This is a genomic window from Micromonospora solifontis (genome assembly GCF_003725545.1).
GTDB classification, from domain to species: domain Bacteria; phylum Actinomycetota; class Actinomycetes; order Mycobacteriales; family Micromonosporaceae; genus Micromonospora; species Micromonospora solifontis.
On the sequence record NZ_RJLN01000003.1, the window covers coordinates 46826 to 71396 of the forward strand.

19 protein-coding genes are annotated in these 24571 nt (G+C 74.4%); 16 read left to right on the forward strand and 3 right to left on the reverse strand.

Features of this window, described 5'->3' with window-relative positions; all coding sequences use genetic code 11:
• The first annotated feature begins 10 nt into the window (after positions 1-10).
• The 10 genes from EFE23_RS01785 (at position 11) to EFE23_RS01830 (ending at position 13773) form a co-directional block, all read left to right on the forward strand.
• Positions 11-550 (forward strand): GNAT family N-acetyltransferase, encoded by a 540-nt coding sequence (locus EFE23_RS01785; protein ID WP_123239093.1) that lies wholly within the window; start codon positions 11-13, stop codon positions 548-550.
• A 133-nt stretch (positions 551-683) separates the two neighbouring features.
• Entirely contained in the window at positions 684-1895 is a 1212-nt protein-coding gene (gene dxr, locus EFE23_RS01790) for a 1-deoxy-D-xylulose-5-phosphate reductoisomerase (protein ID WP_123239094.1), read from the forward strand.
• Complete coding sequence (locus EFE23_RS01795) at positions 1895-3142, forward strand: M50 family metallopeptidase (RefSeq protein WP_123239095.1); 1248 nt, start codon at positions 1895-1897, stop codon at positions 3140-3142. The genes dxr and EFE23_RS01795 overlap by 1 nt, the downstream gene beginning before the upstream one ends.
• Before the next feature lie 9 nt (positions 3143-3151).
• Positions 3152-4324, forward strand: a complete 1173-nt coding sequence (gene ispG, locus EFE23_RS01800; RefSeq protein WP_123239096.1) for a flavodoxin-dependent (E)-4-hydroxy-3-methylbut-2-enyl-diphosphate synthase — start codon at positions 3152-3154, stop codon at positions 4322-4324.
• A 156-nt stretch (positions 4325-4480) separates the two neighbouring features.
• Positions 4481-5707 (forward strand): MFS transporter, encoded by a 1227-nt coding sequence (locus tag EFE23_RS01805; RefSeq protein ID WP_123239097.1) that lies wholly within the window; start codon positions 4481-4483, stop codon positions 5705-5707.
• Between the two features lie 66 nt (positions 5708-5773).
• Positions 5774-6613: a GNAT family N-acetyltransferase gene (locus tag EFE23_RS01810; RefSeq protein ID WP_123239098.1), complete on the forward strand. Its 840-nt coding sequence runs from the start codon at positions 5774-5776 to the stop codon at positions 6611-6613.
• Between the two features lie 115 nt (positions 6614-6728).
• Positions 6729-7448: an ATP-binding cassette domain-containing protein gene (locus EFE23_RS01815; protein ID WP_123239099.1), complete on the forward strand. Its 720-nt coding sequence runs from the start codon at positions 6729-6731 to the stop codon at positions 7446-7448.
• On the forward strand, positions 7445-9595 hold the full coding sequence (locus tag EFE23_RS01820; protein ID WP_123239100.1) for a YhgE/Pip family protein: 2151 nt from the start codon (positions 7445-7447) through the stop codon (positions 9593-9595). Before EFE23_RS01815 ends, EFE23_RS01820 begins: the two co-directional genes overlap by 4 nt.
• Positions 9596-9605: 10 nt before the next feature.
• Positions 9606-10199, forward strand: coding sequence for a TetR/AcrR family transcriptional regulator (locus EFE23_RS01825; protein ID WP_123239101.1), 594 nt, complete (start codon positions 9606-9608; stop codon positions 10197-10199).
• Between the two features lie 76 nt (positions 10200-10275).
• Complete coding sequence (locus EFE23_RS01830) at positions 10276-13773, forward strand: ATP-binding cassette domain-containing protein (protein WP_123239102.1); 3498 nt, start codon at positions 10276-10278, stop codon at positions 13771-13773.
• Positions 13774-13878: 105 nt separating this feature from the next.
• On the opposite strand, the gene EFE23_RS01835 is transcribed toward EFE23_RS01830, so the two are convergent.
• The 3 genes from EFE23_RS01835 to EFE23_RS01845 all read right to left on the reverse strand — a co-directional run bounded on the left by EFE23_RS01835 (position 13879) and on the right by EFE23_RS01845 (position 17612).
• Positions 13879-14946 carry an NADH:flavin oxidoreductase/NADH oxidase gene (locus EFE23_RS01835; protein ID WP_123239103.1) on the reverse strand — a complete coding sequence of 356 codons (1068 nt, stop codon included), beginning with the start codon at positions 14944-14946 and terminating at the stop codon, positions 13879-13881.
• A 90-nt stretch (positions 14947-15036) separates the two neighbouring features.
• A complete protein-coding gene (locus EFE23_RS01840) occupies positions 15037-16335 on the reverse strand; it encodes a dicarboxylate/amino acid:cation symporter (protein ID WP_199736889.1) in 1299 nt (432 codons plus the stop codon).
• Positions 16336-16646: 311 nt separating this feature from the next.
• Positions 16647-17612, reverse strand: coding sequence for a glutathione S-transferase family protein (locus tag EFE23_RS01845; protein WP_123239105.1), 966 nt, complete (start codon positions 17610-17612; stop codon positions 16647-16649).
• A 108-nt stretch (positions 17613-17720) separates the two neighbouring features.
• Between EFE23_RS01845 and pcaF the strand changes: the two genes are divergently transcribed.
• The 6 genes from pcaF (at position 17721) to EFE23_RS01875 (ending at position 24308) form a co-directional block, all read left to right on the forward strand.
• The gene (gene pcaF, locus EFE23_RS01850) at positions 17721-18926 is read left to right on the forward strand and encodes a 3-oxoadipyl-CoA thiolase (protein WP_123239106.1); all 1206 of its coding nucleotides are present in this window, start codon (positions 17721-17723) and stop codon (positions 18924-18926) included.
• A 127-nt stretch (positions 18927-19053) separates the two neighbouring features.
• Complete coding sequence (locus tag EFE23_RS01855) at positions 19054-19872, forward strand: SAM-dependent methyltransferase (protein ID WP_123239107.1); 819 nt, start codon at positions 19054-19056, stop codon at positions 19870-19872.
• Between the two features lie 6 nt (positions 19873-19878).
• A complete protein-coding gene (locus tag EFE23_RS01860) occupies positions 19879-22038 on the forward strand; it encodes a putative bifunctional diguanylate cyclase/phosphodiesterase (protein ID WP_123239108.1) in 2160 nt (719 codons plus the stop codon).
• Positions 22035-22535, forward strand: coding sequence for a DUF456 domain-containing protein (locus tag EFE23_RS01865; protein ID WP_123239109.1), 501 nt, complete (start codon positions 22035-22037; stop codon positions 22533-22535). Before EFE23_RS01860 ends, EFE23_RS01865 begins: the two co-directional genes overlap by 4 nt.
• 34 nt (positions 22536-22569) lie before the next feature.
• Entirely contained in the window at positions 22570-23358 is a 789-nt protein-coding gene (locus EFE23_RS01870) for an MBL fold metallo-hydrolase (protein ID WP_123239110.1), read from the forward strand.
• Positions 23359-23393: 35 nt separating this feature from the next.
• Entirely contained in the window at positions 23394-24308 is a 915-nt protein-coding gene (locus EFE23_RS01875) for a UbiA family prenyltransferase (protein ID WP_123239111.1), read from the forward strand.
• Positions 24309-24571 lie beyond the last annotated feature (263 nt).

The window sequence follows — 24571 nt, forward strand, 5'->3', positions numbered from 1 at the left end:
ATCCGGCGGCATGATGATCGCCTCGACGGACCGCCTGCTGGTCCGGGACTGGACCGAGACGCCGGCGGACCTCGACCGGGTCTACGACATCTACTCCCGGAACGAGGTGATGCGCTGGCTGGGCGGGGGCAAGGGGCGGCTGACCGACCCGGCCGAGGCGCGGGAGCGGGTGCGCTCCTGGCGGGACCGCTACGAACCGTACGCCGGCCGCTGGGGGATCTGGGCGATCGAGCCGCGGGACAGCGGCCGGGCGGCGGGCAGCGTCCTGCTGAAGCCGCTGCCGGGACGGGACGGGGTGACCCCGACCGACGATCTCGAGGTCGGCTGGCACCTGCATCCCGACTCGCAGGGCCACGGCTACGCCACCGAGGCCGCCCGGGCGGTGCTGGACCGGGAGTTCGCCACCGGCACCCGGCAGGTCTACGCGGTGGTGATGGCCGGCAACGAGGCGTCGATGGCGGTGGCCCGGCGGCTCGGCATGACCCACCTCGGCGTCCGGTCCGACTGGTACGGCATGGACCTGGAGACCTTCGTGCTGCGGGCGGAGTGACGGGCGTGGCAGTCGTGGCCGTCGTGCCGGCGAGGCCGCCGGGGCCGCGCCGAGCCGGCCCGGTGGCGGAACCGGACAGCGGGGGAGCGAGGCTCCCAGCGGGCGCTCAGGGGCGCTGGGGAAGAATGGGCGGGTGACGTCTCCCCGCGACCTCGTCCTGCTCGGCTCGACCGGCTCGATCGGCACCCAGGCCATCGACATCGTCAGGCGCAACCCGGACCGGTTCCGGGTGGTGGCGCTCGGTGCCGGCGGCGGCAACGTGGAGCTGCTCGCCGCCCAGGCCCTCGAGCTGGGGGTCGAGGTGGTCGGCGTGGCGAAGGCGTCCGCCGCCCAGGATCTGCAGCTCGCCTTCTACGGCGAGGCGAGCCGGCGCGGCTGGGCCACCGGCGACTTCAAGCTTCCCAAGATCGTGGCCGGCCCGGACGCCATGACCGAGCTGGCCGGGTGGCCCGGTGACGTGGTGCTCAACGGGGTGGTCGGCTCGCTCGGGCTGGCGCCGACGCTGGCCGCGCTGCGCGCCGGGCGTACCCTCGCCCTGGCCAACAAGGAGTCGCTCGTGGCCGGCGGCCCGCTGGTCAAGGCCGCGGTGACCCGGCCGGGGCAGATCGTCCCGGTGGACAGCGAGCACTCGGCGCTGGCGCAGTGCCTGCGGGGCGGCACCCGCGGCGAGGTCCGTCGGCTCGTGGTCACCGCCAGCGGCGGCCCGTTCCGGGGCCGGCGCCGCGACGAGCTGATCGAGGTCACGCCCGAGCAGGCCCTGGCGCACCCCACCTGGAACATGGGTCCGGTCGTCACCATCAACTCCGCCACCATGGTCAACAAGGCGCTGGAGGTGATCGAGGCGCACGAGCTGTTCGACGTGCCGTACGCCGACATCGAGGTGATGGTGCACCCGCAGTCGGTGATCCACTCGATGGTCGAGTTCACCGACGGCTCCACCCTCGCCCAGGCCAGCCCGCCGGACATGCGGCTGCCCATCGCCCTCGGCCTCGGCTGGCCGGACCGGGTGCCCGCGGCGGCCGCGGCCGTCGACTGGGCGAAGGCGCACACCTGGGAGTTCTTCCCGCTCGACGACGCCGCCTTCCCGGCGGTCGCCCTCGCCAAGGCGGCCGGCGAGGCCGGGCGGTGCCGGCCGGCGATCTACAACGCGGCGAACGAGGAGTGCGTGGCGGCGTTCGTCGCCGGGCGGCTGCCGTTCCTCGGCATCGTCGACACCCTCCAGCGCGTGCTGGAGGACGCTCCCGACTTCGCCGAACCAGGTACCGTCGAGGACGTGCTCGCCGCCGAGTCGTGGGCACGGGCGCACGCCCAGGAGATCATCGTCGGGTCGGTGGAAGGAGCTTGATGGGTTACCTGCTCGGGGTGGTGCTCTTCGCCCTCGCGATCCTCATCTCGGTGAGCCTGCACGAGGCGGGGCACATGCTCACCGCCAAGGGCTTCGGGATGAAGGTCACCCGCTACTTCGTCGGGTTCGGCCCGACCCTCTGGTCGTTCAAGCGGGGCGAGACCGAGTACGGCGTGAAGGGCATCCCGCTCGGCGGCTTCTGCAAGATCGTCGGGATGACCCCGCAGGACGACGACGTCGACCCCGGCGACGAGCCGCGCGCCATGTGGCGGTACCCGGTGTGGAAGCGGACGATCGTGATGTCGGCGGGCTCCATCACCCATTTCGCCCTGGCCCTGGTGACGCTCTGGATCCTCGCGGTCTCCGCCGGCCTGCCCAACCCGAAGTTCCCGAGCACCGAGGAGGGCTACAAGGCCGAGCCCGCGGTGATCGCCCTGGCCCCGTGCGTCGTCGTGGAGAACGTCAGTCGGGGCTGCCAGGCCGGTGACCCGGCCAGCCCGGCCGCCCGGGCCCAGCTCAAGGACGGCGACCGGATCACCGCCGTCAACGGCAGGCCGGTCTCCACCTGGGGCGACATGCTGGACGTGGTCCGGGCCACCAAGCCGGGCACGGCCACCGTCGAGTACGTCCGCGACGGCCGGACGGCCACCGCCACCGTCGACCTGGCCGCCGTGCAGCGCCCGCCGCTGACCGACCCGAAGGGTGCCACCTCGGCGGTCTCCGCGCTCGGCGTGGCGCTCCGGCCGAGCACGCCGACCCTGGTCCAGTACGGTCCGGTGGACGCGTTCGGCGCCACCGCCGACTTCACCGGCAACATGGCGGTGCAGACCGCGCACGCCCTGCAGCGGATCCCGCAGAAGGTGCCGGCCCTGTGGACCGCGATCACCGGCGGCGAGCGGGACGCGGACACCCCGATCAGCGTGGTCGGGGCCAGCCGCCTCGGCGGCGAGGCGGTGGAGAACAGCGCCTGGCTGGTGTTCTTCATGCTCTTCGTCTCGCTGAACTTCTTCATCGGCGTGTTCAACCTGCTGCCGCTCCTGCCGCTGGACGGCGGTCACATCGCCATCGCCTGGTTCGAGCGGGCCCGCTCCTGGGTCTACGCCCGGATCGGCCGCCCCGACCCCGGCCGCGTCGACTACCTCAAGCTCATGCCCATCACGTACGCGGTGATCCTCATCGGTGGCGCGTTCACGCTGCTGACCGTCACCGCGGACGTCGTCAACCCGATCACGCTCTTCTCAAGGTGAGTGCCTGAAGTGACCGCTGTCAGTCTCGGTATGCCCCCCGTACCGCCGCCGCCGCTCGCCCCGCGCCGGGCCAGCCGCCAGATCATGGTCGGCCCGGTGCCGGTCGGTGGGGGCGCGCCGGTCTCCGTGCAGTCCATGACCACCACCCTGACCGCCGACGTGAACGCCACGCTCCAGCAGATCGCCGAGCTGACCGCCGCCGGCTGTCAGATCGTCCGGGTGGCCGTGCCGTCCCAGGACGACGTCGAGGCGCTGCCGGCGATCGCCAGGAAGTCGCAGATCCCGGTGATCGCCGACATCCACTTCCAGCCGAAGTACGTCTTCGCCGCGATCGACGCCGGCTGCGCCGCGGTCCGGGTCAACCCGGGCAACATCCGCCAGTTCGACGACAAGGTCAAGGAGATCGCCAAGGCCGCCGGTGACGCGGGCGTGCCGATCCGGATCGGCGTGAACGCCGGCTCGCTGGACAAGCGGCTCCTCGCCAAGTACGGCAAGGCCACCGCCGAGGCGCTGGTCGAGTCGGCGCTCTGGGAGTGCTCGCTCTTCGAGGAGCACGGCTTCCGGGACATCAAGATCTCGGTCAAGCACAACGACCCGGTGGTGATGATCCGGGCCTACCGGCAGCTCGCCGAGAAGTGCGACTACCCGCTGCACCTGGGCGTCACCGAGGCCGGCCCGGCGTTCCAGGGCACCATCAAGTCGGCGGTCGCCTTCGGCGCGCTGCTGGCCGAGGGGATCGGCGACACCATCCGGGTCTCCCTGTCCGCCCCGCCGGTGGAGGAGATCAAGGTCGGCGCCGCGATCCTGGAGTCGCTGGGCCTGCGCGAGCGGGGCCTGGAGATCGTCTCCTGCCCGTCCTGCGGCCGGGCCCAGGTGGACGTCTACAAGCTGGCCGAGGAGGTCACCGCCGGCCTGGAGGGGCTGCCGGTGCCGCTGCGCGTCGCGGTCATGGGCTGCGTGGTGAACGGCCCGGGTGAGGCGCGCGAGGCCGACCTCGGTGTCGCCTCCGGCAACGGCAAGGGCCAGATCTTCGTGAAGGGCCAGGTCGTCAAGACCGTGCCCGAGGGCCAGATCGTGGAGACGCTGATCGAGGAGGCGCTCCGGATCGCCGACGAGATGGGCGCCGAGATCCCCGAGGAACTCCGCGACCTGGTCCCCGGCGCCACCGTGACCGTGCACTGACCCACCATCCCGCCCCACGTCCCACGGGCGCTGATGCACGGAAAGAGTGGCCATTCCACGTGGAATGGCCACTCTTTCTCGGTACGAGGCGCTTCGGAGAGGTCACGGTCCTTGGGCGGGACACAAACCGTACGTACGTCTTGGTAGGATCCTGCCGTGCGGCTGCTTCCCGAACCGGGCCCGGCCCGGACCCTCGCCCTGTCCACCCTGGTCAACACCATCGGCCGGGGCACCTGGCTGACCGCCAGCGCGCTGTTCCTGACCCGGTCGGTGGGGCTGTCCGTTTCCCAGGTCGGCCTCGGCCTCACCCTCACCGCGCTGGTCAGCCTCGTGGCCAGCGCGCCGATGGGCTACCTCGCCGACCGGTACGGCCCGCGTGGCCTGCAGCTCGGCGCACTGCTCGCCTCGGCGGTCTGCACCGCCGCGCTGCTGGCCGTCGGGTCGTTCGCGACGTTCCTCCTGATCGGGGCCCTGATGGCCCTCGTCGACGCCGCCTCCCGCGGCTCACGCGGGGCGCTGATCGCCGGGGCGGTCCCGCCGGACCAGCGGGTCCGCACCCGGGCCTACCTGCGGGCGGTGACCAACGTGGGGATCTCCGTCGGAGCGGTGCTCGCCGGCGTCGGCCTCGCCGCCGACACCCGTGCGGCGTACGCGGCACTGATCCTGCTCGACGCCCTGACCTACCTGCTCGCGGCGGCGGTGCTGCTCCGGCTGCCGGCCGTGCCGCCGGTCCCGGCCCCGACGCACGGGCCGCGGCTGATCGCCCTGCGGGACCGGCCGTTCCTCGCCTTCACGGTGCTCGACGGGCTGATGTCGATGCACTTCGGGCTGCTCAACATCGCCCTGCCGCTCTGGATCGCCGAGCACACCACCGCGCCGCGCTGGCTGATCTCGGCGTGCCTGCTGGTCAACACCGTGATGGTGGTGCTCTTCCAGGTGCGCGCCTCGCGCGGCACCGAGGAACTGGCCGGTGCCGGTCGCGCCGCCCGCCGGGCCGGCGCGGTCATCGCCGTGGCCTGCGCGCTCTTCGCGGCCAGCGGCGGAGTGTCGGCCGCGGTGGCCGTGCCGCTGCTGCTCGGCGGGGCGCTGGTGCACGTGGTGGGGGAGCTGTGGCACGCCGCCGCCGGTTGGGGCATCTCGTTCGGCCTCGCCCCGGCCCACGCGCAGGGCCAGTACCAGGGCGCGTACGGGATGGGCATGCAGCTCGGTTCGATGGTCGCCCCGGTGGTGGTGACCACCCTGGCGGTTGGCTGGGGCGTCCCCGGCTGGCTGCTGCTCGGCGGGATGTTCCTCGTGCTCGGGTTGCTGGTGCCCCCGGTGGTGCGGTGGGCCGCCCGGACGCGCCCGACCGAGCCGGTCGGGGCGCCGGTGCCGGTGGGCTGAGCCGCCGCTCACCGGGTCCTCAGGTCGGCCCGCGCGCCCCCCGGCGCATCTGGCAGGCTGGTATCCGTGCTCACGGTGCCGGTACGCCAACTCGGGGAGTCGGAGCGCCGTGCGGTCGAACGGCTGCTCGACCTCGACCCGTACGCCGGCGCGCAGGTCGCCGAGCGGGTCGCCGCCCGGGGCCTGGCCTGGTGGCGGGCCGAGGGGCGGATCCTGGGCTACGGCGCCCGGCGCAACCTGGAGTCGATCTGCTGGCTGGGCGGCAACCTCACCCCGGTGCTCGCCTCCGCGCCGGCGGTGGCCGCCTTCGCCGAGCAGTTGAGCGCGGAGGAGCGGCTCTGTTCCTCGATCGTGGGCCGCGCCGACGCCGTGCTCGGCCTCTGGGACCGCCTCTCCGCGCACTGGGGGCCGGCCCGGGACGTACGCCCGAACCAGCCGCTGCTGGCCACGGACGCGCTGCCCGACGTGGCGGCCGACCCCGAGGTGCGCCGGGTGTGCGGCCACGAGATCGACCAGCTCTTCCCCGCGGCGGTGGCGATGTACACCGAGGAGGTCGGGGTGTCGCCGCTGGTCGAGGACGGCGGGCGCGGCTACCGGCGGCGGGTGGCCGATCTGGTCCGCGCCGGGCGGGCCTACGCCCGGTTCGCGGACGGCAAGGTGATCTTCAAGGCCGAGCTGGCGGTGGTGACCCGGCGCACCGCGCAGGTCCAGGGGGTCTGGGTGGCGCCGGAGTGGCGGGGGCGGGGGATCGCCACCGCGGCGATGGCGGCGGTGGTCCGCGACGCCCTGGCCCGGTTCGCGCCGACCGTCAGCCTCTACGTCAACGACTTCAACCTGCCCGCCCGGCGGGTCTACGAGCGCTGCGGCTTCCGCCCGGTGGGCACGCTCGCCACCGTGCTGTTCTGAACCCGTCCCCCGGCATGGCCGGGATCACGTCGCCTCGAATTGCGCCGAACCGGACAGTCGGCGCTATGCTGGCCATGTTTTTATACTGACCGGTCAGTTTAGAAGTTGAGGAACCGTGAAGATCGTCGAGGCCAGCGGGCTGGGTCTGCGGACCCGCCGCGGCTGGGTGTACCGGGACGTCGACCTCACCGCCGAGACCGGGGAGCTGCACGCCGTCACCGGACCGCCGGGCAGCGGCCGTACCTCCCTGCTGCTCGCCCTGGCCGGGCGCTTCCCGCACACCGACGGCGAGCTGCGCCGCCGGGGCCCGGCCGCGCTCGGCCAGGTCGCCGGGGTGCACGAGCCCGACCCGACACTGACCGTCGCCGAGCACATCCAGGAGCGGCTGCTGCTGCTCGGGCCGGTGCCGCGCCGCCGTCGCCAGCTCGTCCCGGTCGCCGCGGTGCGGGCCCGCCGGGCCTACCGCCGGGACGCCTTCGCCGCCGCCATCGCCGGCGCCGGCCTCACCGACGCCCCGCTCGACCCCGACCGGTACGGCCGCGACCTCACCCCGGTCGAGCGGCAGGTGCTCGGCCTGGTGCTGGCCAGCCTGAGCGGACCCAGCCTGATCGTCGCCGACGACGTGGACGCCGGCTCCGACGCCCCCGAGCGGGAATGGATCTGGGCCGCCCTGGCCCGCCTCGCCGACCAGGGGTACGCGGTGGTCGCCAGCGCCCGCGCCGTCGAGCCCGGCGCCACCGCGGTCGTGCACCGCATCGGTGACCCCACCCTGCCCACCCCCGCCCTCGTCGCGCCGCCTGCGGCGGACGATCAGACCCCCGAGGTGCACGCATGAGCGTTCTCCGACTCGCGCTGTTCGAGCTGCGCCGGATGACCCGGGGCCGGCTGCCCCGCGCCGCGCTCGCCGTCCTCACCGTCATCCCGCTGCTCTACGGCGCGCTCTACCTCTACGCCTTCTGGGACCCGTACGGGAACCTCGACCGCATCCCGGTCGCCCTGGTCAACGCCGACCGGCCGGCGAAGGCCGCCGACGGCAGCGAGGTGCACGCCGGCCGGGACCTCACCGATGAGCTGCTGCACCGCAAGGTCTTCGGCTGGACGGTGACCGACCAGGACGACGCCACCGAAGGGCTCCGCGACGGCCGCTACCACCTCGTCTTCGCCATCCCGGCCGACTTCTCCGCCACCCTGGCGGCCAGCCCCGAGCCGGACCAGCCGGCCCGCCGGGGCGAGCTGAAGGTGGTCAACGACGACGCCACCAACTACCTCTCCGGGCTGCTCGCCCGCTCCGCGTTCAGCGAGATCCGGGCCGCCGCCGCGGAGAGCACCGCCGCCTCGTACTTCGACAAGATGCTGATCGGCTTCACCGACGCCAAGGCCGAGACCGGCCGGGCCGCCGACGGGGCCGGGAAGATCCACGACGGGCTCGGCGCGTCGGAGCAGGGCGCCGGGAAGATCGCCGACGGGCTGGACAGCGCCGAGGACGGCGCCGGGCAGCTCGCCGGCGGCCTCGACCGGTCCGCGCAGGGCGCCGACAAGCTGGCCAGCGGCCTGGACCAGCTCTACACCGGCGCCGCGCAGATCGCCGACGGCGCGAGCCGGGCCGCCATCGAGACGAAGGCCGCCGCCGCCAAGGTGGACGCCGCCGCCGACCGGTACGAGCCGCTGCTGCGCAAGAACGCCGACGACATCCAGCGGGCCGCCACCCTCGTGGCCGAGGGCGCGCAGGCGCTGGCCGACGGCATCGACACGCTGCCCGCCAAGGCCGACGCGGTGGTCACCCAGGCGGAGGAGGTCAGCGACCGCCTCGACGCGCTGGTCCAGGCCCACCCCGAGCTGGCCGACGACCCGAACGTGGTGGCCGCCCAGCGGGCCGCCGACCAGGCGGCGAGCACCGCCCGGGCGATGGCCGCCGCGCTGGACCGGACCGACCTGGCCGCCCTGAAGAAGCAGATGACCGAGGTCGCGCAGACCGCCCGCGAGGTGGCCGCCGCCGCCCCGCACCTGGCCGACGACGTCGCCTCCGCCCGGGCCAAGGTCGACGAGCTGGCCACCGGGCTCGGCACCCTCGCCCAGGGCAGCGCCAAGCTGCGCGACGGCCTCGGCGACGCCGCGGACGGCGCCGACCAGCTCCGCGGCGGGCTCTACCGGCTCGCCACCGGCGCCCGGCAGCTCGACGGCGGGCTGGCCCAGCTCGGCAGCGGCAGCGACCGGCTGGTCAGCGGCCTCACCAAGCTGGAGGGCGGGGCGGGCGACCTGGCCGACGGGCTCGCCGCCGGCGCCGACAAGCTGCCCGGATACCACGACGCCGACAGCCGCTCCGACATCCTCGGCGACCCGGTCGGCCTGCTCCGCACGTCGCACCACCCGGCCGGCTCGTACGGCGTCGGCTTCGCCCCGTACTTCCTGGCCCTCGCCCTCTGGGTCGGCGCGATGATCACGTACATGCTGCTGCGTCCGGTCAACCGGCGGCACGTGATGTCCGACGCGCCCGGCTGGCGGGTCGTGCTCGCCGGCTGGCTGCCCGCCGCCGCGATCGGGCTGGCCCAGGTCACGGTCCTGTTCACCGTGGTAACCCTGGCGCTCGGCCTCGACCCGACGCACCCGGTGGCGACCTTCGGGCTGCTGGCGCTCGCCGCACTGGCCTTCACCGCGATCATGCAGCTGCTCGGGGTGGCGCTCGGCCCGGCCGGCCGGCTCGCCGCGCTGGCCCTGCTGATGCTCCAGCTCACCTCCTCCGGCGGCACCTACCCGGTGCAGACCTCGCCCGGCTTCTTCCAGGCGATCCACCCCTGGCTGCCGATGACGTACGTGGTGGGCGGACTGCGGCACACGATCAACGGCGGCCCCGCCGCTCCGGTGGTCACCGGCGCCCTGGTGCTGCTCGCCTTCGGGGCCGGCGCCATGGTGCTCGCCGTCGGCGCGGCGCGCCGCTCCCGCCGGCTCACCCCGGCCAAGCTGCACCCCGAACTGACCATGTGAGGATGGGCGGGTGACGGACGGACGGTCGCGCCGGCGGGAGGACACCCGCCAGCGCCTCTTCGTGGCGGCGGTGGAACTCATCGCCGAGCAGGGTTTCTCCGCGACCACCGTGGACGACATCGCGGCCCGGGCCGGGGTGGCCAAGGGCACCGTCTACTACAACTTCGAGTCCAAGACGGTGCTCTTCGAGGAGCTGCTGCGACACGGCATCGGCCTGCTCACCGCCGACTTCCGGGCCGCCGTCGACGGGCTGCCGCCCCGCGAGGCGCTCGCCGCGCTGGTCCGCGCCGAGCTGGAGTACATCCGCCGCTACCGGGCCTTCGCCCAACTGCTGCTCTCCGAGATGTGGCGCACCAACCGGGAGTGGCAGCAGACCCTGCGGCTGCTGCGCGGCGAGGCGATCGAGGTGATCGCCGAGACCGTCCGGTCCGGCGTGGCCAGCGGCGACCTCCCCGCCGACCTGGACGTGCGGACGGCCAGTTCGGCGCTGTTCGGCGTGGGCCTGGTGGTGGCCGTGGACTGGCTGGTGTTCCAGCCGGACCGGCCGATCGAGGACGTGCAGGAGGCGCTGCTCGGCATCGTCCGCCGGGTCGCGCAGACGTAAATCGTTTGAGCCGTACCGCCCCGACCGGCGAGGCTGGGAGCACCGCCCCCACCGATCCGAGTCCGGAGGACCTGCCATGCGCCTGCTCCGAGATCTGTGGGCCACCGCACCTCGCCGCCTGGCCCTGGTGGGGCTCCTGATCGTTCTGGGCGCCGCCGGCCAGGCCGCCGCCTCCGCGCTGGCCGGGCCGGTCCTCGTGCACCGGTCCACCGGCTGGTTCGTGCTGCTGGCCGCCGCGCTGGTCGCCGCCGTCGGCACCGACCTGGTGGTCGGGCTGGTGATGGCCCGGCTCACCGCCGACTGGTCGGCCGACGTGCGCCGCCGGCTGTGCCGGGTGGCGCTCGGGCAGGACCTGCCCACCCTGGAGACCACCCCGGTCGGTGAACTGCTCGACCGGATCGACAACGACGTTTACCAGGTCGGCTCCGAGCTGCGGAACACCGGCGTACGCCTGGTGCAGGGCGTCGCCGTCTGCCTGCTCGCCACGGTCAGCGCGCTGGTCGTCTGGTGGCCGGCCGGCGTCGGGATGATCCTGCTGACCGCGCTGCTCGGCGTGCTGCTGCGCCGACCCACCACCCGGATCGCCCCGGCCCGGATGGCGGAGGAGGAGGCCTGGTCCGACCTCGCCGCCGTGATGGAGGAGGCGGTGCACGGCCAGGACGACGTCCGGACCAGCCTGGCCCGGCCGTACGTGCTGCGCCTCTACGCGCGGCGGGCGGCCGCGGTGATCCGCCGGGGCGGCACGGTGTTCCGGCTGTCCGCCCGGGTCACCGCGCTGGCCGCCGGCGGGGTCCGGCTCGGCATCGTCGGCGTGGTGCTGGCCGGGGCCTGGGCGCTGGCCACCGGCCGGGTGGACGCCGCCCGGCTCACCGCCATCTGGCTGCTCGTGCTCGCCTTCGGGGCGACCGTCGAGCACATCGCCCGCTGGGTGCCGCACCTGCAGCAGGCGTTCGGCGCGTGGGCGCGGGTGCAGCTGCTCGCCGGCTCCCGCCAGGAACCGGCCGGCGGCGTCGCCCCGGTGGACGGCGACCTCACCGTCCGCGGGCTCACCTTCCGCTACCCGAGCACCGACGACGACCGCGGACCGGCGCTGCGCGACGTGCGGCTCAGCTTCCACCGGGGCCGGTCGTACGCCCTGGTCGGGCGGACCGGCTCCGGGAAGTCGACGCTGGCCAAGGTGCTCACCCGGGCCGTGGACGTGCCGCGCGGCACGGTCTTCCTCGGCGACACCGACCTGGTCGACCTGGACGTCGAGGCGCTGCGCCGGTGGATCGCCGTGGTCCCCCAGCGCACCGAGATCCTCGCCGGCACCCTCGCCGAGAACGTCGCCCTCTTCGACCCCGCCCTGCTCGACGACGCCACCCGGGCGCTGGAGGAGCTGGGGCTGGCCGGCTGGATCGCCGAGCTGCCCGACGGGGTGCACACCCGGCTGGGCGAGGGCGGGCACGTGCTCTCCGCCGGGCAGGAGCAGCTCGTGGCGTTCGCCCGGATCCTGGTCCGGGACCCCCGCGTGGTGATCCTCGACGAGGCGACCGCGCGGCTCGACCCGGTCACCGAGACCCGGGTACGCCAGGCCACCGAGCGGCTGCTCACCGACCGGATCGGCATCGTCATCGCGCACCGGCTCTCCTCGGTGCGCCGCTGCGACGACGTGGTGGTGATGGGCGACGGCGCGGTGCTGGAGGCCGCGCCGCTGAGCGAGTCGGTCCGCTTCGCCGAGCTGCTCGCCACCAGCCACGCCACCGCGTACGCCGGTGCGGGCGCCCGGGGTGGCGGGCTGGACCTGCTCGACGGGCCGCCCGAGGCGTGGGACGGGGAACCGGCGGCGGAGGCCGCCCGGAGCGACGTCCCCCGCCAGGTCGCCGTGGCGCGCACCGACCCGCCGCCGGTGCCCGACCCGCCGCCCGCGCGGACGCTGCGGGAGATCCTCCGGCTGGGCACCAACGACCCCCGGTACGGCCTGCTCTCGGTCGGGCTGTTCATCGTGATGACCCTGCTCGGGCTGGACGGCGCGGTGCTGCCCTGGCTCTGGGCCGAGGTGGTCGGCGGGGGAGACCCCTGGCTGGCGGCGCTCGGCATCGCCGCCGCGCTGCTGGTGGTGCTGCCGGTGCCCTACCTGACCAACCTCTGGTTCCCGCAGTGGTGGATCCGGCAGATGCTGCGGATCAGCGCCCGGCTGGTGTACGGCCAGACCGGCCCGCGCCGGGTCAGCGGGCACACCCCGGCCGAGGTGGTGGCGCAGGGCGGGGACACGGACCGGGTGGTGCAGTTGGCCGACAACCTGATGGACCAGTTCATCTCGCTGGCCATCCTGCTCACCATGACCGTGGTGACCGGCAGCTTCGTGCCGGCGCTGTTCTTCCTCGGCACCATGGTGGTCTCCGGGCTGGCCGCGACGCTGTTCGCGCCCCGGCTGGAACGGACCGCCCGGGGCACGGTGAAGGCCCGTGCGGCGTTCGCCACCGCCCTGGTCTCCTCGCTCTCCGCCGCCCGTACGGTGAAGCTCGCGGGCGCCACCCGGCCGGTGCTGGACCATCTCGCGGCGCTGGACACGGTGCGCAGCGACCGGCAGCGCCGGGAGATCGCCATGCAGGTGTGGGCGCGGTCCACGCCGTCCCTGACCAGCGGGCTGCTGCCGATCGGGGCCTGGGCGCTCTACCTGGCCGGGGGGCTCTCCGCCGGGGCCACCCTGGTGGCCGTCTCCACCCTGGGCGCGGCCCGCTGGTTCGCCTGGACCACCGCGTCGCTGGTCTCCAACTACCCGTCGGCCCGGGTGTGGACCCGGCGGACGGTGGCGATGAGCGGGGCGGCGGTGTACTCGGCGGCGATCCCCGGGGTGGATCTGGCCGCCGGCACCGCGCCGGCGCCGGAGCCGCCGCCCCGGCGCCCGCTGCGCCGGCTGGAACTCGCCGGGTTCGGGGCGCTGCACACCGACGGCACCCTCGCGGTCCGGGACGTCGACCTCACCGTGGAGCGGGGGCAGTTGGTGCTGGTGGTCGGGCCGGTCGGGTCCGGCAAGTCGTCGCTGCTGCGGGCGCTCGCCGGGATCGTCCACCACACCGGCGCGCTGCGCTGGAACGGCGAGCCGGTCACCGAGCCGGAGCTGTTCCTCCGCCCCGGCCAGGTCGGTTACGTCGGGCAGCTGCCCCGGGTGCTCTCCGGGACGGTGGCCGACAACATCGCGCTCGGGCACCAGGTGGACGCCGCCGAGGCGGTCACCACCGCCCAGCTCGACCACGACCTGGCGGCGGCGGGCGGTGGGCTCGGGCTGCTCATCGGGCACAAGGGCACCCGGCTCTCCGGCGGCCAGCTCCAGCGGCTGGCGCTGGCCCGGGCGCTCGCGCCGCGTACCGAGCTGCTGGTCGCCGACGACGTGTCGTCGGCGCTGGACGTCACCACCGAGCTGGCGCTCTGGGCCGCCCTGCGGGAGCACGGCGTGACCGTGGTCGGGTCGACCGCCAAACGGGCCGCCCTGGTCCGCGCGGACCACGTGGTGGTCCTGGTCGACGGCACGGTGGCCGCCCAGGGCCCCTGGCACGACCTGGAGCCCCGCTGGCACCACCTGGCCGGCTGACCCGCCCGGTGATCATGAAGTTGGCGGCGCTTTCCGTCCGGATTGTCGCCGCCAACTTCATGATCGACCCCCTGGGTGGGGGGTTGGGGGGGTTGGGGGGGTGGGTTAGAGGGCGCGGGTGTACTGGTTGGGCCAGTGGGGTTCGGCGCCGAGCTTGGCGGCGGCGCGGCGCGGCCAGTAGGGGTCGCGCAGCAGCTCGCGGCCGAGCAGCACCAGGTCCGCCTCGCCGCCGGCGACGATCTGCTCGGCCTGCTCCGGCTCCGTGATCAGGCCGACCGCGCCGGTGGGGATGCCCGCGTCGCGCCGGATCCGGGCGGCCAGGGGCACCTGGTAGCCGGGGCCGACGGGGATGCCCGCCGCGGGCGAGACGCCGCCGGTGGAGGTGTCCACCAGGTCCACCCCGGCGCCGGCCAGCTCGGCGGCGAGGGCCACGCTGTCCTCGACGGTCCAACCGCCGTCCACCCAGTCGGTGGCGGAGATCCGGGTCAGCACCGGCACCGCCTCGCCGACCGTGGCGCGGACCGCGCGGGCCACCTCCAGGGTGAACCGCATCCGGCCTGCCCGGTCGCCGCCGTAGCCGTCGGTGCGGTGGTTGGTCAGCGGGGACAGGAACTCGTGCAGCAGGTAGCCGTGCGCGGCGTGGATCTCCACCGCGGCGAAACCGGCGTCGAGGGCCCGGGCCGCGGCGGCGGAGAACGCCTCGACCACCGCGGCGATCCCGGCCTCGTCCAGCGCGGCTGGCCGGCGGTAGTCGGGCAGGAACGGGTCGTCGCCGGGGCCGACCGGGGTCCAGCCGCCCTCGGCGTCCGGCACGCCGCCCCGGTGCCCGGCCCACGGCCGGTACGTCGAGGCCTTGAACCCGGCATGCGCGAGCTGCACGGCCGGCACCGCGCCCTGCGCGGCGACGAACGCGGTGATCGGCCGCCACGCGTCGACGTGCGCGCCGGACCAGAGCCCGACGTCCTGCGGGCTGATCCGCCCCTCGGGCACCACGGCGGTGGCCTCGGTGAGGATCAGGCCGGCCCCACCGACCGCGCGGGAGCCGAGGTGGATCCGGTGCCAGTCGGTGGGCAGGCCGTCCGGCCCGGCGCTGTACTGGCACATCGAGGCGAGCGCCACCCGGTTGGGCAGGGTGACGCCGCGCAGGGTGAGCGGGGTGAACAGGGCACTCATGCGGTGATCCTCCCGGGAGGGGCGGCGGGCCGGAGGTCCGGGTGCGTCTCCTGCCGCCGGAGCGACCGGAGACGCACCCGGACGTGCGGGTCAGGCGGGGACGGGCGCCAACTCCTCGTCGGAGCGGGTCGGCCGCAGCGCGTCGGCGTCGACCAGGTCGCGCCTGCCGGCCGAGTCGTACGCCGCCCGGTCGAGGGTGCCCTCCCGGGCCGCCACGATGGTCGGCACGAGCGCCTGGCCGGCCACGTTGGTGGCGGTACGCATCATGTCCAGGATCGGGTCGATCGCCAGCAGCAGACCGGCGCCGGCCAGCGGCAGGCCCAGCGTGCTCAGGGTCAGGGTCAGCATCACGATCGCGCCGGTGAGGCCGGCGGTGGCCGCCGAGCCGACCACCGAGACGAAGGCGATCAGCAGGTAGTCGGTGACGCCGAGGTGAATGCCGAAGACCTGCGCGACGAAGATCGCCGCGAGGGCCGGGTAGACGGCCGCGCAGCCGTCCATCTTGGTGGTGGCGCCGAACGGGACCGCGAACGAGGCGTACTCGCGGGGGACGCCGAGCCGCTCGACGGAGCGCTGGGTCACCGGCATGGTGCCCACCGAGGAGCGGGAGACGAAGGCCAGCTCGATGGCGGGCCAGGCGCCGGCGAAGAAGCGCAGCGGGTTGAGCCGGCCGGCGGCGACCAGCAGCACCGGGTAGACCACGAACAGCACGATCGCGCAGCCGACGTAGACGGCGGTGGTGAACCTGGCGAGCGGGGCCAGCAGGTCCCAGCCGTACGAGGCGACGGCGTTGCCGATCAGGCCGAGGGTGCCGATCGGGGCGAGCCGGATGACCCACCAGAGCGCCTTCTGCACGATGGCGAGCACCGAGCGGTTGAGCGTCACGAACGGCTCGGCGGCCTCGCCGATGAGCAGCGCGGCGGCGCCGACGACCAGGGCGAGGAACACGATCTGCAGGACGTTGCCCTCGACGAACGCGCCGACCGGGTTGGTCGGGACGATGCCGGCGAGGAAGTCGGTCCAGGAGCCGGTCTTCTTCGGCGCGGTGGCGCCGGCCAGGTCGAGCGTCACCCCCTTGCCCGGGTCGGTGAGCAGGCCGAGGCCGATGCCGATGCTCACCGCGATCAGGGCGGTGATGCCGAACCAGAGCAGGGTCCGGACGGCCAGCCGGGCGGCGTTGGCCACGCCGCGCAGGCTGACCACGCTGACCACGATGGCGGTGAAGACCAGCGGCGGCACGGCCAGTTTGAGCAGCTGGACGAAGAGGTGGCCGACGGTGTCGAGGGTGCTGGTCAGCCAGGCGAGGTCGTTGGCGCGGGCGAGGAAGCCGAGCGCCACGCCGAGCACGAGGCCGAGCAGGATCTGCACGGAGAAGGGGAACTTGCGCAGGGCGGAAGCCATGATGATCTGTCCAAGGTCTGGGTGCGGGTGAACGGGCAGCGTCAGGGGCGGAGCTGCGCCGGACAGATGCCGCTGGCCTGCCGTCGGAGGTCGACGTACAGGCGCACGGTGAGGTGCCAGACGTTGGTCATCGCCTGCCGACGCTACTCCCAGCCGGTTCCCAGGTGGAAGGAGCGATCTGCGTGACGATCCTTACAGGGTGCCCGCCCGTCTCCCCGCCGTCGGCCGCAGCGGTCGGTCGGGCGTTCCGGAACGTCAAGGCGGTCCGATCATTCGCGGCGGCGGTGCCGCCGCCCGGCTCAGCCCCGCGCGTGCGGCGTGGTCCAACCGGACAGGTCCGGACCCAGCGGCACGATCCGGCTCGGGTTGATCATTTCGTGGGTGGCGTAGTAGTGCCGCTTGATGTGGTCGAAGTCCACCGTCTCGCCGAAGCCCGGGGTCTGGAACAGGTCCCGGGCGTACGCCCAGAGCACCGGCATCTCGGTCAGCTTCTGCCGGTTGCACTTGAAGTGCCCGTGGTAGGCCACGTCGAAGCGGACCAGGGTGGTGAACAGCCGCACGTCCGCCTCGGTGATCCGGTCGCCCATCAGGTAGCGCTGCCCGGCCAGCCGCTCGGACAGGGCGTCGAGCCGGGCGAAGAGCGCCCGGTACGCCTCGTCGTACGCCTCCTGGGAGGTGGCGAAGCCGCACCGGTAGACGCCGTTGTTGACGTCCCGGTGGATCTCCGCCATCAGCGCGTCCAGCTCCGGCCGCAGCTCGACCGGGTAGAGATCCGGCGCGCCCGGCTTGTGGAACCGCCGCCACTCGGTGGAGAAGTCCAGGGTGAGCTGCGGATAGTCGTTGGTCACCACCCGGCCGGTGCGCGTGTCGACCAGCGCCGGCACCGTCACCCGGCCGGTGTAGTCCGGGTCGGTGGCCAGGTACGCGTCGGAGAGGAAGCCGATCCCCAGCACCGGGTCGAAGCCGTCCGGGTCGAGGGCGAACCGCCAGCCTCGCTCGTCCCGGATCGGGTCGACCGTGCCCAGCGAGATCACCTCGTCCAGGCCGAGCAGGCCGCGGACGATCCGGGCCCGGTGCGCCCAGGGGCAGGCCCGGCACCAGATCAGCCGGTAGCGCCCGGCCTCCAGCGGCCAGCGGTCCGCCTCGTCGGGGCCGCCACCCTCCGGCGAGGTGGAGTGCGGCGTGACCCGACCGGTGAACCGGTTGGGTTGGCGGACGAACTCGCCGCTGCGGGTGCTCTCTGCGCTGAACTGAGCCCGGGCCATGCCGCCAACCTAGCCGTTCCGGGCGTGGATATCCTGGCGCCGGGCGTCCCCGTGACCCGGTGGGCGACCCGCCGCCAGCCCCTTCCCACCCCCGAAGGACGTGCGTCGATGACCGTGGCATACCTCGTGGCCGGAGTCCGTACCCCGATCGGCCGGTACGCCGGCGCCCTCGCCGGGGTCCGCCCCGACGACCTGGCCGCCCACGTGATCCGCGAACTGGTCGCCCGCCACCCCGGCGTGGACTGGGCCCGCACCGACGACGTGATCCTGGGCTGCGCCAACCAGGCCGGCGAGGACAACCGCAACGTGGCCCGGATGGCGGCGCTGCTCGCCGGGCTGCCCGAGGAGGTGCCCGGCAGCACGGTCAACCGGCTCTGCGGCTCCGGCCTGGACGCCCTGGCCACCGCCGCCCGGTCGATCGTGGCGGGCGAGGCCGACCTGGTGGTCGCCGGCGGGGTGGAGAGCATGAGCCGCGCCCCCTTCGTGATGCCGAAGGCGACCACCGCGTTCGCCCGCACCGCCGAGGTCTACGACACCACCATCGGCTGGCGGCTGGTCAACCCGCTGATGAGGCAGGGCTGGGGCATCGACTCGATGCCGGAGACGGCGGAGAACGTCGCCGCCGACTACGGCGTGGACCGGGCGGCGCAGGACGAGTTCGCCCTCCGCTCCCAGCAGCGCGCGGCCAAGGCGCAGGCCGACGGCCGGCTGGCCGAGGAGATCGTGCCGGTCACCGTGCCGGCCGGGAAGCGCGAGACGAAGCTGGTCGAGGTCGACGAGCACCCCCGGGAGACCTCGCTGGAGAAGCTCGCCGCGCTGCCCACCCCGTTCCGCGAGGGCGGCACGGTGACCGCCGGCAACTCCTCCGGCGTCAACGACGGCGCGGTGGCCCTGCTGGTCGCCTCCGAGGCGGCCGTCGCCCGGTACGGGCTCACCCCGCTGGCCCGGGTCACCGGCGCGGCGGCGGCTGGCGTCGCGCCGCGGATCATGGGGATCGGGCCGGTGCCGGCCACCCGCAAGCTGCTCGACCGGTACGGCCTGGGCCTGGCCGACGTCGACGTGATCGAGCTGAACGAGGCGTTCGCCGCCCAGTCCGTCGCGGTGCTGCGCGAGCTGGGGCTGCCCGAGGACGCCGAGCACGTCAACCCGAACGGCGGGGCGATCGCCCTCGGCCACCCGCTCGGCGCCAGCGGTGCCCGGCTGGCCCTCACCGCCGCGCTGGAGCTGCGCCGCCGGGGCGGCCTGCGGGCCCTGGCCACCATGTGCATCGGCGTCGGGCAGGGCATCTCGCTGCTGCTGGAGTCGGTCGGCTGACCGGGGCCGGACGGCCCGGCGGCCCACCGCCGGGCCGTCCGTCGAAAGTGGATATCCCGGATCTGGGAGCGCGCGCATAGAGTGGTGTCGACCACAGCTACGCGGTGACGACCTGGGGGACCGAGCGATGCAGACGCCGGACGGACTTCCCGCCGAGATCGACCTGAGCCGACCGAGCGCGGCCCGGGTCTACGACTACTTTCTCGGCGGCGCGCACAACTTCGAGATCGACCGGCAGCTCGCCGAGCAGATCGCGGCCATGACCCCGAACCTGCCCGCCACCATGCGTGCCGGCCGGGAGTTCCTGCGCCGGGCGGTGCGGGCGCTGCTCGACGCGGGTATTGACCAGTTCCTCGACATCGGCTCCGGGATTCCCACCGTGGGCAACGTGCACGAGGTGGCCCAGGCGGCCAACCCGCAGGCGCGAATCGTCTACGTCGACATCGACCCGGTCGCGGTGGCGCACAGCAAGGACCTGCTCGCCGGCAACGACCGGGCCGTCGCCCTGCACGGCGACCTGCGCGAGCCGAAGCTGATCCTGGACCACGCCCGGGCCGGCGGCCTGATCGACTTCGACCGCCCGCTCGGCATCCTGCTCGCCGGGGTGGTGCACTTCATCCCCGACGCCGACCGGCCGGGCGACATCCTGGCCACCCTGCGGGCCGCCGCCGCACCCGGCAGCTTCCTGGTCATCTCCCACTCGACCTTCGAGGACCAGCCGCAGGAGATGCTGGACGCGCAGCGGCTCTCCGCGCGTACCGCCACGGAGATCACCCTCCGGTCCCGCGCCGAGATCACCGGCTACTTCGGCGACTGGACGATCCTCGAACCGGGCGTGGTGCACATGCCGCTGTGGCGGCCCGACTCACCGTCCGACGTGGACGAGCACCCCGAGCGGTTCGGGGCGTTCGGCGGCGTCGCCCGGTACGACCGGCCCGCCGGCTGAGCCGACATGCGCGCCCCGGACCCCGACGGGGGCGGGTTCAGTCGACCGGGCGCCCAGGCGTACGCCGCCGAGTGGGCCCGGGCCGTGCGGCGCATCGGATTCGTGCCGCTCAGCGCGGCCGAGACCGAGCGGCTGCTGCTGGTGCACACCGTACGCCTCGGGCAGGCCCTGCTCGCCCCGGCGTTCTCCGCCGACGCGGCCGAGGACGTCGGGCGGGCCCTGGTGGAGGCGCACCTGACCGAGCCGGGCGTGCTGGACTGGTCGGTCCAGGCGCTCGGCGACCGGTTCCTGCCCTGGGTGGTGGCCTCCCGGGCGGAGCAGCCGGAGGCTCGCGAGCGGGTCGCCGCGCTGCAGGGCGCCCTCGCGGCCGGCTTCGCCCGGGCGCTGCGCGACCGGACCTTCAGCCAGCAGGAGCGGATCGCCCGCTCCGCCTGGCAGGCCCGGGACGCGGTGGAGCAGGCGCTACGGGACAGCGAGGCCCGGTTCCGCGCGGTGTTCACCGGCGCCGCGATCGGGATCGGCATCGCCGACATGGACGGCACCATCCTGGAGGTCAACCAGTCCTTCGCGGACATGCTCGGCTATTCCGCCGAGGAGCTGCGCGAGATCAACGTCGCCGCGCTGTTCCACGCCGACGACGCGGCCGGCATGTGGGAGCTCTACCAGGAGCTGATCGAGGGCAAGCACGACAGCGTACGGGTGGAGAAGCGCTACTACCGCAAGGACGGCAGCACCGTCTGGACCGATCTCGCCGTCTCGCTGATCCGCTACGACGACGGCCGCCCCCGGTTCACCGTCGCCATGATCGAGGACATCACCGAGCGGTACGAGCTCCAGCAGCGGCTGCGCTTCCAGGCGCTGCACGATCCGCTCACCGGCCTGCCCAACCGGACGCTCTTCTTCGAGACCCTGGGCCGGGTCTTCGGCACCGCCGGTCCGGAGCAGCGGGTCGGGATCTGCTTCATCGACCTGGACGGCTTCAAGGCGATCAACGACAGCCTCGGCCACGACCTCGGGGACCGGCTGCTCAAGGTGATCGGCCGGCGGTTGGCCGACTCCGTGTCCGGCCAGGGGCATCTGGTGGCGCGGATGGGCGGCGACGAGTTCGTCATCCTGGTCGACTCCGACGGCGGCCTCGACGACGCGGTGGAGGTGGCCGAGCTGGCGCTCGCGGCGGTCTCCGCCCCGGTCCATGTCGGGGACCAGCAGCTCGCCGTGTCGGCCAGCATCGGCATCGTGGAGTGCCCGGCGGCGGAGACCAGTGTCTCGGAGCTGATGAAGGCCGCCGACATCACCCTCTACTGGGCCAAGGCCGAGGGGCGGGGCCGTTGGGCGGTCTACGACCCGGAGCGCAGCGCCGCCGACATCGCCCGTTCGGCCCTGGCCGCCGGGCTGCCGGCCGCGCTGGACCGGGGCGAGTTCGTGGTGCACTACCAGCCCATCGTGTCCCTGCTCGACGAGTCGATGGTGGCGGTCGAGGCGCTGGTCCGCTGGCAGCACCCGGAGCTGGGGCTGATCGGCCCGGACCGGTTCATCGGGCTGGCCGAGGAGACCGGCCTGATCGTCCGGCTCGGCGCCTGGGTGTTGAAGCAGGCGTGCCGGGACGCCGAGAGCTGGCGGCGGGCGTATCCCGCGACGCGGCTGGTGGTCAGCGTCAACCTGGCCGCCCGGCAGGCCGACGACCCGGGCATCGTGGAGACCGTCGCCGAGGCGTTGCAGCACACCGGGCTCCCCGCCGAGCTGCTCCAACTGGAGCTGACCGAGAGCGCCGTGATGGGCACCGCCGGCGAGCCGCTGCGTTCCCTGCGCCGCCTCGCCGGCCTCGGCGTCCGGCTGGCCATCGACGACTTCGGCACCGGCTACTCCAACCTGGCGTACCTGCGGCGGCTGCCGATCCACTGCCTCAAGCTGGCCGGCCCGTTCGTCGAGGGGATCCGGGCCGACGGGACGGACGGCGACCACCGGGACGAACGGATCGTCGACGCGCTGGTGCGGCTGGCCCACGCCCTGGAGCTCTGGGTAACCGCGGAGGCGGTGGAGACTGAGGCGCAGGCCGAGCGGCTGCGGGCGCTGCGCTGCGACACCGGGCAGGGCCGCTGGTTCGGCGCCCCGATGCCGGCCGACCGGATCCGGGCCCGGCTGGCCGGCGGCGGGAAGGCGGCATGAGTCTGACCGACACGCAGGCGGTGGTGTCCCTGGTCGCCGCGCTGGCGATCCTGGCCGGGCTGGCCGGGGTGGTGGTGCCCGGGCTGCCGGCGCTGCCGCTCTGCTGGGGCGGGGTGCTGGTGTGGGCGCTGTTCGGCGGGGCCGGCCCGGGCCGCTGGGCGGTGCTCGCCGCCGCCACCGTGGTCGCGGCCGGCGGCGCGGTCGTCAAGTACGCCTGGCCGGGGCGGAACCTGAAGCGCACCGGGGTGCCGACGTCGTCCCTGCTGGCCGGGGGCCTGCTCGGGCTGATCGGGTTCTTCGTCATCCCGGTGGTCGGCCTGCCGATCGGCTTCGTCGGCGGGATCTGGGGTGCCGAACGGCTCCGGCTGGGCAGCAACCAGCTCGCCTGGCCGGCCACCGTGCAGGCGCTCAAGGCGGCCGGGCTGTCCATGCTGGTGGAGTTCCTGGCCGGCGTGGTCATCGCCGCCCTCTGGGTGGCCGGCCTGCTGTTCGCCTGAGGGGCACGGCCGCGGACGACGCTAGGGTGGTCCCATGCGGATCACCGTCCTCGGCGGCCTCGGCGCGTGGCCCACCGCCGAGCAGGCCTGCTCCGGCTTCCTGGTCGAACACGAGGGCTTCCGGCTGCTGATCGACCCCGGTTACGCGACCCTGCAACCGCTGCTGGCGCGCGTCCCGGCCGACCGGGTGGACGCCGTGTACGTCAGCCACGGCCACCCGGATCACTGTGCCGACCTGCAACCGCTGCTGCGGGCCCGGGTGCTCGCCGACCGCTCCGGCCCCCCGCTGCCCGTCCACGCGCCCGCCGGCAGCCTGGACCGCCTGCTCGCCATCGACGAGCCGGGCCTGGTGGAGCCGGCGTACCGGTTGCGAGCCTTCGTCCCGGGAGACGCGTTCGGGCTCGGGCCGTTCCGGGTGGACACCTGGTCGTTGCCGCACTGGGTGCCCAACGCCGGTGCCCGGTTCGCCGGCCGGGACGCGGTGCTGGCCTACACGGGGGACACCGGGTCCAGCCCGGACCTCGTCGGGCTGGCCCGGGACGCCGACCTGTTGATCGCCGACGCGACGTACCCCGAGGAGATTCCCGAGCGGCACGCCGGCAACCTGTCCAGCGCCGCGGAGGTCGGCCGCTACGCGGCGGCGGCCCGGGTACGGCGAGTGCTGCTCACCCACCTCTGGCCGGGATCACCGCCGGACCCGGCGGTCGCGGCGGCCCGCCGGTCGTACCCGGGTCCGGTCCAGGTCGCCGAGCCCGGTCTGGTCCTGCGGGTGCCGGAGCCGGAATTCCCTCCGCCGGGGGAGGCGACCGACCCGCGAGCGTGAGGGCGGCCGTCCGGCCGGATCCTAACGTCGGGTCCATGGTCCTCCTGCGTCCCGCCGCCCGCCCGCGAGCGGCCCGGGCCTGGGCGGTGCTGCGCCTGACCCGCCCGTGGTTCTGGCCGCTCGGCTGGGCGGCCGCCTACGCCGGTTCCGTGCTCGCGACGCGCGGCTGGTGGCCACCCGCCGAGGCGGTGCCGCGGTCGCTGGCCGCGCTGGTCGTGCTCGGGCCGCTGGTCTGGGCTTCCGTCCTCGCGGTCAACGATCTGCACGACCTGCCCAGCGACCGGCGGAACCCGCGCAAGTCCACCGCGCCGCTGGTCACCGCTCTGCTCACCGAGGCGGACCTGGTCCGCTGGCACATCGGCGCCTCCGTCGCGGCGCTCGGCGTGGCGGCGGCGGTCGGGCCGGACTTCGCCGCCGGCACCGCCGCGGTGCTGCTGCTCGGCTGGCTCTACAGTGCCCCGCCGGTCCGTCTCAAGGCCCGGCCCGGCCTCGACGTCGCCGCCAACGCTGTCACCGTCGGCGTGCTCGCGCCGGTGGCGGGCTGGTCGCTGCACCGGCCGGTCACCGACTACCCGGTCCCGGTGGCGCTGCTGGGCCTGCTCCTGGTGGCTGCGCTCTATCTGCCGACGACGGTGCTGGACGCCGACGCCGACGCGGCGGCCGGTGACACCACCGCGGCGGTCCGCTGGACGCCCCGGGTGTGCCGGCGGGCCGGGATCGCCCTCTGGGTGGCGGCGACGGCGCTGTGGCTGGTCAGCTGCCACCTGGACCTGCTGGTCCGGCGGAACTCCTGGCTGCTGCAGACGGTCTGGGCGCCGGTGCTGGTCGCCGGGTACGTGGTCGCCGTCCGGCGGCCGTCCATCCCGCGGCTGGCCGCGGTCTGCCTGCTCTTCGCCGTGCCGGCCGCGGACTTCCTGCTGGCCTGGGTCGCCGCCGGCGGGCCGTCCTGACGATCGGCAGAGAGCGGCGGCGCGGGGCGTCCGAAGGGTACGGCGGATCGCCGTACGTCAGTGAGAGAGAGGTGGACGCCCCGCGCCGGCGCGGACCGGGCGTTGCCGAGCGCCCGGTGTCGGCCCGTCGCGATCGGGCCTGGTCACGGGCTCAAGCATGCCGGCGGACCGCCCGGTCCGGCAACCGGATTTGACGCCGGCCCGGGAGGCGCGACACCGGCGTCGGTCAATGGTCTGGTCCCGGTCGAATTTTTCGGGCGACC